Here is a 6,515-nt window from a genome sequence, read left to right as displayed (position 1 = left end):
GTTTCGCCCCCCTGTACCCCTCCCGTCCGGCGGGCCGCGCCCGCCGCGCCGGGGCCCCCCCTTCCGGTTACCGCACGCGGGGCGGCGGCGTCAGTTGTGGCCGAAGCGCTTCTGCTTGCCCTTGTGGGCCATGTCCAGCGGGCTCGGAGCCTGCGAGGTGCGCTCCTCCGGCGAGGACTCGATCGAGGACTTCGACGTATCCTGCGCCGACCGCGGCTGCTGCTTCGCGGGCTGCTTCTGGTTCTTGTTCTTGGCCATGGGATGCCTCCGTGGGGGTGTAGGGGCCAGGGCCGCCTTCACACTCACACACCCCCGTAAACCGCGCATTTTGGATCATTACTGCGCGTAGTGGAGCCGCTTTCGGGGCCCTCCGGAAGATCCGCCACGCCGATGATCGAGTTCCGGCCGTCAACACCCTTGCGGTCGGGCAGACTCGGGGAAAACTTGTCGAGGACCCCCAGGGAACCGCAGGGAAGAGGGTGGAACGCGTGGACCGCTGCGTCGTCCTGGTGGACGCCGGATACCTGCTCGGCGCCGCCGCGAGCCTCCTCGCCGGAGAGCCCTCCCGCTCCCGCATCACCGTCGACCACTCCGCCCTCATCCACGGGCTGCGCGAACGCGCCGAAGCCGACACCGAACAGCCCCTGCTGCGGATCTACTGGTTCGACGGCGCCCCCGACCGGGTGCCGCAGCCCGAACACCGGCGGCTGCGCGTCATGCCCCGCGTCACCGTCCGGCTCGGCGCCCTGACCCGCAGCGACGGCCGCTGGGCGCAGAAGGGCGTCGACGCCGCCATGCACGCCGAGCTCACCGAGCTGGCCCGCAACCGGGCCTGCTCCGACGTGGTCCTGGTGACCGGCGACGGAGACCTGCTGCCCGGGCTGATGTCCGCCAAGGAACACGGGGTCGCCGTCCACCTGTGGGCCGTGCAGGCCGCCGACGGGGACTACAACCAGTCCGAGGACCTCGTCGCCGAGGCCGACGAACGCCGCGTCCTGGACCGGGCCTGGATCACCCGGGCCGTCCGCCCCCGCGACCTCACCGGACTCTGCGCCCCGGCGCCCGCCCCCCGCCCCGAGATCGCCGCGATCCTCAGCGCACCCCTGCCCGAGGCGGCGCTCGCCGAGGCCGCCCGCAACGGCAACGGCACCGGCGGCGCGGCCCCCGCCACGGAAGCCCCCGCCGGGAACCCCCCGAACGGAGCAGCCGTACCGGCGCCCGCCACCGAGGGCGCCAAGCCCGTACCCACCCCCAAGGACCTCGCCTCGCTGCGCGCCCCCGGCCAGGCCGGCGCCGCGCAGCACACCCAGAACGGCCAGAGCGCCCCGAACCCGGCCAGCGCCCTGCGCTGGTCCTCCGACCGGGGCTGGATCGACCGGGCCGGACCCCTCGGCGAACCGGCCGAGACCGCCTCGCTCCCCACCCTCGCCCAGCTCACCAGCGCCGAACAGCGCTGGGCGGACCGCGAGGAGGACATCACCACCGTCGGCGGAGACCCGTTCGAGGTCGGCCAGGTGTTCGCCCGCCGCTGGATGGAGCGCCTCCCGGAGACCGTCCACCTCCAGAAGCTGGCCACCATGTACCCGCGCGTCCCGCACCGGATCGACGGCGAGCTGCTCCGCTACGCCGCCCGCTTCGGGCTGCTCGCGCACAAGGACGACCAGATCGACGAACACGACCGCTACGCCATCCGCGCCGGGTTCTGGCGCGAGATCGACGTCCGCGCGGCGGCCGAGCACGTCGGCGGTACACCCGGCGCGGCGGGGGCCCCGGTGGCCTCCGGCCCGCCGACCCCGGCGGCCGAGTAGGGGCGGAAGCCGCGTAGGCTGCTCCCTCGTGAGTACGGGCACAGCACAGGCAGGGCACAGCACGGCAGCGGCCGCCGCAGCGGCTTCCGACGTGGTCTGCGCGGTGCGTGACCTGGTCAAGACGTACCCCGCCGTACGCGGCCGGCGCGGGGCCCCCGCCCTGCCCGAGACCCGGGCCACCGACGGGATCACCCTGGACGTCCGGCGCGGCGAGATCTTCGGCCTGCTCGGCCCCAACGGCGCCGGCAAGTCCACCCTGGTCCGCCAGCTCACCGGCCTGATGCGGCCCGACGCGGGCGGCGTCACCCTGCTCGGCCACGACCTCGTACGCCACCCCGAACGCGCCGCCCGCCTCCTCGCGTACCTCGGGCAGGAATCCACCGCGCTGGACGAACTGACCGTCGCCCTGGCCGCCGAGACCACCGGGCGGCTGCGCGGACTCGGCGCACGCGACGCGCGGACCGCACGGGACGACGTCCTGGAGGAGCTCGGGCTGACCGGGATCGCCGGGCGGCCCCTGAAGAAGCTCTCCGGCGGACAGCGCCGCCTCGCCTGCTTCGCCGCCGCGCTGGTCGGGGAACGGCCCGTACTCGTCCTCGACGAGCCCACCACCGGCATGGACCCCGTCGCCCGCCGGGCCGTATGGGCCGCGGTCGACCGGCGCCGCGCCCGGCACGGCGCCACGGTCCTGCTGGTCACCCACAACGTCATCGAGGCCGAGACGGTCCTCGACCGGGTCGCCGTCATCGACCAGGGCAGGGTCATCGCCTGCGACACCCCCACCGGACTCAAGGCCTCGGTCTCCGACGAGGTCCGCCTCGAACTGGTGTGGCGCACCGCCCCGCCGCTGGAGGTGCCCGAGGTCGCGGCGCTCGCCCCGGCCGCCACCGAGACCGGGCGCCGCTGGGTGCTGCGGCTCGGCCAGGACGAGGCGCGCGCGGCCGTCGCCGCCGTGACCGGCGGCCCGGCCTTCGCCGCCCTCGACGATTTCACGTTGGCCACGCCGAGCCTGGAGGACGTCTACCTCGCACTGGGCGGCCGGATGAAGGGTCTGGTCAAGTCGTGACCGACGTCGTTGCCGCTCCCGTCGCCGTGCCGCCCGGGGTCCTCGCGCCCCGCGCCCGGTTCTTCCCGGCGCTCGCCGCCGTCTACCGCGCCCAGCTGTCCCGGGCGCGGGTGGCGCGGATCCCGCTGCTGTTCGTGGCCACCTTCCAGTCCGTCGGGATCATGATCCTGATGCGGGGCGTGGTCGACGGGGGCGGCGGCTCCGAGGCGCGGGCCGTCGTCGCCGGGTCGTCCGTGCTGGTCGTCGCCTTCGTGGCGCTGAACCTGCTCGCGCAGTACTTCGGCCAGCTCCGGGCGAGCGGCGGGCTGGACCACTACGCCACCCTGCCGGTGCCGCCCGCCTCGGTGGTGCTGGGCGCGGCCGCCGCGTACGCCTCCTTCACGCTGCCGGGGACGCTGGTCACCGCCGTCTTCGGGTGCGTGCTGTTCGGGCTGCCGATGGGCGGGCTGTGGATCCTGGCCGCGGTGGTGCCGCTGGCCGGGGCCGCGCTGGCCGGGCTCGGCGCCGCGCTGGGGCTGCTGGCGCCTCGGCAGGAGCTGGCCACGCTGGCCGGGCAGCTCGGCATGTCGGCGGCCCTGCTGCTCGGGGTGCTGCCGCCGGAGCGGATGCCGGAGCCCATCGTGTGGGCGCGGGACCTGCTGCCGTCCACGTACGGGGTACAGGCCTTCGCGGAAACCTTCGCCCCGCACCCCGACTGGGCGGCCGTCGCCCTCGACCTCGGGGTGTGCGGGGCCGTCGGCGTGCTCTCGCTGGCCGCCGCGACCTGGGCGTACCGGCGGGCCGCGGTCCGCTGACGCCGTCCGCCGACGCCGTCCGCGGGGGTACCTGGCACGATGTGGGGGTGACCGAAGCCGTGACCCCGCCGCCGTCTCCCTCCGACCTCCCCGAGCTCCCCGCTCCGGAGGCCGCCGTCACCCCGGCGGACATCCGCGACGGGGCCGCCGTCGCCCTGGTGGTGGGCGTGTCCGGCGCACTCCTCGGACTGCTGTGGATGTGGCTCGCGCCGCGCGTCCAGTACGTCTCCAACGGCGAGGCCGTCTTCCTGCGCAACACCGAGAGCGAGGCGCGGATAGGGGCCGACGGCACGTTCTTCCTGCTCGCGCTGGGGTTCGGGGTGCTGAGCGCGCTCGGCGTCTTCCTGTGGCGGCGGCGCGGGGGTGTGCCGCTGGTGATCGGGCTGGCCCTCGGGGCGTGCTTCGCCGCGCTGGTGGGGTGGCGGCTGGGGCTGTGGCTCGGGCCGGACTCCGACGTGCCGGGGGCTGCCGCGAAGGCGGGCAAGGGGGTGCCGTTCGACGCGCCGATGCAGTTGCTGGCGCAGGGGGTGCTGTTGGTGTGGCCGATGGTGGCCGTCGCCGTGCACTTGGGGCTGACCGCCGTGTGGGGGCCGCGGGATCCGGCGCCGGGCGTGGAGTATTACGGGGCGTACCCCGCGGCCCACGTCCACGCGGAAGCCTCGGCGCCCGAGCCGCCGCGCGCCACCTCCTGACCGGCCCGCCGCTGCCGCTGCGCGGAGCTCGCCCCTCCCCGCCCTTCCTCCGTTCCCGCCTCAAACGCCGGCGCGGCTCACTGCACGGCGCTCGGCGCCCGCGCCTCAAACGCCGGCGGGGCTGAAACTCCAGCCTCGCCGGCGATTGAGGCGCGGGGTCTGGGGCGGAGCCCCAGGAGCTTGGCGCAGCCGGCTATGGCCGGGCGATGGGGGCCACGGTGGCTTTCGTGAGGGTCGTGAGGGTGGTGGGGGAGAGTTCCACCTCCAGGCCGCGGCGGCCCGCCGAGACGCAGATCGTGGCGTGGGCCGAAGCAGAGGCGTCCAGCACCGTGCGGAGCGGGCGGCGCTGGCCCAGGGGGGAGATGCCGCCCCGGACGTAGCCCGTGGTGCGTTCCGCCAGCGCGGGGTCGGCCATCGCGGCCCGCTTCCCGCCCAGGGCGGTCGCCAGGGCCTTCAGGTCCAGGGAGCCCGAGACCGGGACCACCGCCACCGTGAGGGCGCCGTCGACCTCCGCGACCAGCGTCTTGAAGACCCGGTCCGGGGAGACGCCCATCGCTTCGGCCGCCTCCTCGCCGTACGAGGGGTGCGCCGGGTCGTGCGCGTAGGCGTGGGTGGTGAAGTCCGCGCCGGCCGTGTTCAGGGCCACGATGGCCGGGGTGCCGGCCGTCTGCTGCTGCTTCTTCTTCGCCATCTCGTCAGTTCGGGCTCGTCGGGGCGCGGGTCAGGTCCACCGCGGGGAGGGACGGGAGGTGGCGGATCACGGCCGTCTCGGAGCGCAGGAGCTTCAGCTCCTCCGCGAGGCGGGTCGCCGTGTCCGGGGCCTGGAGGAGGCGCTGCTTCGAGGGGATGTCCAGCACGGCCGCGGCCGCCACCAGGTAGGACACCACCGACGGCTCGTCCGGCAGGTCCGGCGCCGAGGCCAGGGTCCGCTCGCGGGCTCCGGCCAGCCGCTTCTGGTAGCTGCGGAAGGCCCGCAGGACCCCCTCCGAGAGGGCGCCCGCACCGTCGCCGGTGTCCTCGGGCAGCTCCTCCAGCTCGGCGACCAGGAACGGCCCGGACGCGTCGACCGAGAGCAGCCGTACCCGGGTGGTGCCGGTGGCGAGCACCTCGAAGGTGCCGTCCTCCCGCTCCCGGATCGTCGCCGCGTCCGCCACGCAGCCCACCCGGTGGAAGGCCTGGACCGGGTCCGCGCCGAAGCCCGCCGCCGGGCCCCGCTCGGGCAGCGCCGTCTGGTCGGGCAGACCGGGCGCGGTCGGCGCGACCTCCCGGCCGTCGCGGATCGCGACGACGGCGAACCGGCGCGGTTCGTCCTCCCCGGTCTTCAGCAGCTCGCGCATCATGGCGCGATAGCGCTCCTCGAAGATGTTCAGCGGCAGCACGAGGCCCGGGAACAGAACCTGGTTCAGCGGGAAGAGGGGCAGGCGAACGGTGGTCACGAGGCACAGGGTAGTGGCCGGACGCCCCGGGCCGTCACCCCCGACGCAGCAGCCGCGACGCGCCCGCGGCCACCGTGGTGGCCAGGATCCAGCCCAGCAGGACCAGGGCCGCCGCGGCCCACTGCCAGCCGCCCTCCACCTTCCACTGCCCCTCCTGGCCGAGATCGATCACCGGGAGCAGCAGGTCGAGCGCGTACAGGGCGGCGTCCCAGTGCGGGTGCTCGTCCGCCTTGATCGGCTCCGGGCGGTGGCCGGAGAACAGCAGGGCGCCCGCCGCCCACAGCACCGCCATCCACAGCGCCGCCCGCCCCGGCCGGTAGCCGTAGACCACCGTCCAGTCCTGGAGGTGCCCCCAGGCCTTGGCGGCGGGGGGCAGGGTGGACCGGCGCCGCCGGAGCTTGGCGACCAGCACCTCGCGGGCGTCCGCGTCCTCCCCGCTGGCCCGCAGCACGGCGGCGAGCCGCTCGTACGGCTCCGGCGAGTACTCGGGGGTGGCCGCCGCCACCCAGTCCAGGCGCCGCTCGAGCGGGAAGTGGCCCCGGGGCGCGAGGTTCTCGTAGACGAAGCCCTCCATGGACAGCCGGCCCGGGCCGGGCCAGCTCGTGGAGCGGTCGACGAGCTTGACCACCTTCGCCCCCGACACCACCACCCGCCCCTGCTCCGGAGCCTCCCCGACGACGCGGAACTCCGGGGTCTGCATCCGCCGGAGCGAGACCTCC

At 75.3% G+C, this 6,515-nt stretch carries 7 protein-coding genes and 1 pseudogene; 4 read left to right on the top strand and 4 right to left on the bottom strand.

Annotation, left to right across the window (positions count from 1 at the left end; translation table 11 throughout):
• Positions 1 to 90: 90 nt before the first annotated feature.
• Positions 91 to 258, bottom strand: a complete 168-nt coding sequence (locus ACFV0Q_RS36575; protein WP_385011593.1) for a hypothetical protein — start codon at positions 256 to 258, stop codon at positions 91 to 93.
• 221 nt (positions 259 to 479) lie between these two features.
• Between ACFV0Q_RS36575 and ACFV0Q_RS36570 the strand changes: the two genes are divergently transcribed.
• The 4 genes from ACFV0Q_RS36570 to ACFV0Q_RS36555 all read left to right on the top strand — a co-directional run bounded on the left by ACFV0Q_RS36570 (position 480) and on the right by ACFV0Q_RS36555 (position 4,360).
• On the top strand, positions 480 to 1,808 hold the full coding sequence (locus ACFV0Q_RS36570) for an NYN domain-containing protein (protein WP_385011591.1): 1,329 nt from the start codon (positions 480 to 482) through the stop codon (positions 1,806 to 1,808).
• A gap of 91 nt (positions 1,809 to 1,899) precedes the next feature.
• Positions 1,900 to 2,874 carry an ABC transporter ATP-binding protein gene (locus tag ACFV0Q_RS36565; protein WP_385011595.1) on the top strand — a complete coding sequence of 325 codons (975 nt, stop codon included), beginning with the start codon at positions 1,900 to 1,902 and terminating at the stop codon, positions 2,872 to 2,874.
• Positions 2,871 to 3,668, top strand: coding sequence for an ABC transporter permease (locus ACFV0Q_RS36560; RefSeq protein WP_385011589.1), 798 nt, complete (start codon positions 2,871 to 2,873; stop codon positions 3,666 to 3,668). The genes ACFV0Q_RS36565 and ACFV0Q_RS36560 overlap by 4 nt, the downstream gene beginning before the upstream one ends.
• 47 nt (positions 3,669 to 3,715) lie before the next feature.
• Positions 3,716 to 4,360 (top strand): hypothetical protein, encoded by a 645-nt coding sequence (locus ACFV0Q_RS36555; protein ID WP_385011587.1) that lies wholly within the window; start codon positions 3,716 to 3,718, stop codon positions 4,358 to 4,360.
• Positions 4,361 to 4,553: 193 nt separating this feature from the next.
• Here ACFV0Q_RS36555 and ybaK read toward each other — a convergent pair whose 3' ends face one another.
• The 3 genes and pseudogenes from ybaK to ACFV0Q_RS36540 form a co-directional block, all read right to left on the bottom strand.
• Positions 4,554 to 5,051, bottom strand: coding sequence for a Cys-tRNA(Pro) deacylase (ybaK, locus tag ACFV0Q_RS36550; protein ID WP_385011585.1), 498 nt, complete (start codon positions 5,049 to 5,051; stop codon positions 4,554 to 4,556).
• A 4-nt stretch (positions 5,052 to 5,055) separates the two neighbouring features.
• Complete coding sequence (locus tag ACFV0Q_RS36545; RefSeq protein WP_385011583.1) at positions 5,056 to 5,796, bottom strand: LON peptidase substrate-binding domain-containing protein; 741 nt, start codon at positions 5,794 to 5,796, stop codon at positions 5,056 to 5,058.
• A gap of 34 nt (positions 5,797 to 5,830) precedes the next feature.
• Positions 5,831 to 6,515, bottom strand: a pseudogene (locus tag ACFV0Q_RS36540) (oxidoreductase); the annotation flags it as partial.

The organism is Streptomyces sp. NPDC059564 (assembly GCF_042735575.1).
Taxonomy (GTDB): domain Bacteria; phylum Actinomycetota; class Actinomycetes; order Streptomycetales; family Streptomycetaceae; genus Streptomyces.
The sequence above is the reverse complement of the archived record's forward strand: the minus strand, read 5'-3'. Positions and strand labels throughout refer to the sequence as shown.

Coding starts and splice junctions, on each gene's coding strand:
- ybaK (WP_385011585.1), bottom strand. CDS start 5,051: ATGGCGAAGAAGAAGCAGCAGCAGACGGCCGGCACCCCGGCCATCGTG.
- ACFV0Q_RS36575 (WP_385011593.1), bottom strand. CDS start 258: ATGGCCAAGAACAAGAACCAGAAGCAGCCCGCGAAGCAGCAGCCGCGG.